The sequence below is a fragment of the Gordonia marina genome (genome assembly GCF_052036135.1).
Classification (GTDB): domain Bacteria; phylum Actinomycetota; class Actinomycetes; order Mycobacteriales; family Mycobacteriaceae; genus Gordonia.
The window spans coordinates 1-2,049 of sequence record NZ_JBPSDN010000078.1; the positions used below are offsets into that span (position 1 = coordinate 1).

The 2,049-nt window shown below is 68.9% G+C and carries 2 protein-coding genes, 1 tRNA gene and 1 pseudogene; 3 read left to right on the forward strand and 1 reads right to left on the reverse strand.

Going from position 1 to position 2,049, the window contains the following annotated elements; all coding sequences use genetic code 11:
• Nucleotides 1-120: pseudogene (locus ACSEEN_RS21300) on the forward strand (IS30 family transposase); the annotation flags it as partial.
• 79 nt (nt 121-199) lie between these two features.
• Here ACSEEN_RS21300 and ACSEEN_RS21305 read toward each other — a convergent pair.
• Nucleotides 200-273 (reverse strand) — tRNA-Gly (locus ACSEEN_RS21305).
• 132 nt (nt 274-405) lie between these two features.
• Here ACSEEN_RS21305 and dcd point away from each other — a divergent pair.
• On the forward strand, nt 406-972 hold the full coding sequence (dcd, locus tag ACSEEN_RS21310; RefSeq protein ID WP_247866015.1) for a dCTP deaminase: 567 nt from the start codon (nt 406-408) through the stop codon (nt 970-972).
• A 6-nt stretch (nt 973-978) separates the two neighbouring features.
• Nucleotides 979-1,947, forward strand: a complete 969-nt coding sequence (locus ACSEEN_RS21315; protein WP_440714248.1) for a hypothetical protein — start codon at nt 979-981, stop codon at nt 1,945-1,947.
• The last annotated feature ends 102 nt before the right edge of the window (nt 1,948-2,049 follow it).

Genomic DNA, 2,049 nt, shown 5'->3' on the forward strand with positions numbered 1-2,049 from the left:
CTGTACCTCGAAGCGATCGCCCGCGAGCTCAACGAGCGGCCACGGCAGTGCCTGGGCTTCTACACTCCACGGGAAGTCTTCGAACGCCTACTGAAGGACAACGTTGCTTCCACGAGTTGACACCGCCCTCCCGTTGGGTAGCACGGGGGTCCCAGCAGTCCGACTGAACAGACACGAAAACCCCGCTATCAGGGTTTGATGGAGCCGATGACGGGAATCGAACCCGCACTCTCAGCTTGGGAAGCTGATGTTCTACCACTAAACTACATCGGCACTGCCGGGCTCTGTGCCCTGCGCAACACACAGTAGCAAACCCCCGGAGAGGGCCGCGCGGGGCCGTGTGTGGGCCCGCAGAACCGCTGGTCGGCGCGCCGGGAGGGGGCTCGATCCGATAACCTCGACAGCGTGCTGCTCTCCGATCGCGACATCCGCGCCGAAATCGAGTCCGGGCGTCTGGGGATCGATCCCCACGACCCCGCGATGGTGCAGCCGTCGTCGGTCGACGTGCGGCTCGACGGGCTCTTCCGGGTCTTCAACAACACCCGGTACACGCACATCGATCCGGCGCAGCGGCAGGACGAGCTGACCTCGCTGGTGGAGCCGGCCGCCGGCGAGCCGTTCGTGCTGCACCCGGGTGAGTTCGTGCTCGGCTCCACGCTCGAGGTGTGCACGCTGCCCGACGACCTGGCCGGCCGGCTGGAAGGCAAGTCGTCGCTGGGCCGCCTCGGCCTGCTCACGCATTCCACCGCGGGTTTCATTGACCCCGGATTCTCCGGGCACATCACGCTGGAACTGTCGAACGTCGCGAATCTGCCGATCACCCTGTGGCCGGGCATGAAGATCGGTCAGCTCTGCCTGATCCGGCTGTCGTCGCCGGCCGAGAACCCGTACGGCTCGGCGAGCGTCGGCTCCAAGTACCAGGGCCAGCGTGGCCCGACGCCGTCCAAGGCGTATCTGAACTTTCAGCAGTGAGCAGCGATGACCGAACCGACAGCGCCCCGTCCCGACTGGATCGGTGACTTCTCGATCCCGGACGACGCCTCCGGGGCGGTGCTGGCGCTCGACTTCGGTCCCGGCGGCATCTGGGCGGCACGACTCGCCCGTGACCTGACGGTCGAGCGGGCGATCGTCGAATCGCGGATCACCCCGGCCGTTCTCGACGTGCGGATCGCGTCGTATCTGCGCGACGCCGAGCGCGTCCCGGAGTCGACCGACCCCGCGGTCTTCGCCGAGCTCCGCGACATCTGCCGCCGCGCGCGGCCCATGCTCGTCGCGCGCGACAGTGCGCTGCTCATGGGGACCGACCGGCTGCGGCTGGTGACCGTCGACCTCGACACCGTCATGTGGGCGACCGTCCCGGAGGTCAACCGCGCCCACGGGATGATCGTCGAACTGGCCGGCGACGACCCGGTGGCCGCGGTGTTCCTCGGCCCCGGTACCGACGAGTGGCCCGGCCTCTGGGAAGCGCTCACCGAGCGCGGCTACGCCATGCTGCTCCCCGAGGACGAGTTCCCGGAGACCTTCGCCGGCGACGAGGAGTCCACCGCCGTGTTTGAGGCGGTCGATTCCGGCGCGCCGACCGCCCTGGCCTGGGGAGCCGCTCCCGACGAGGACGGCGAGCCGGCGGCACCCGCGCGCCGGAGGTCCGTGCGCCGTAATCGTGTCATCGTGACCGTCGCGGCGGTGGCGCTGGTCGCGGCCGTCGGTGCCGGTGTCGCAGTGGCGACGATGTCGAACCACGACTCCGGTCCGCACGCCCCGGTCACCGAGGCCGCCGCGTCGGCCTCGGGCACGCCGACCACCACCGAGGACGACACCCCGACCACGGCCGAGCCCGCGGACATCCGGGCCGCGCGCGCGGAGATGAAGCGGTACACCCCGCCGCCCACGACGACGTCGAAGTCGTCGACGGCGACGGTCGCGGTCAAGCCCCAAGTAGTGGTGTAACTCGTTGTTGATCCTTCGGTGGTGGTCAGGCTGGTATTTGCATCAGGTCATCGGTGGTCACCTCCGTCGTCGAGTCGGTGTTTGTGTCGGTGGTCAGGGTCA

Bases quoted from the DNA above. Each gene is read 5' to 3' on its own strand.
- ACSEEN_RS21315 (WP_440714248.1), top strand. From the start codon at position 979: ATGACCGAACCGACAGCGCCCCGTCCCGACTGGATCGGTGACTTCTCG.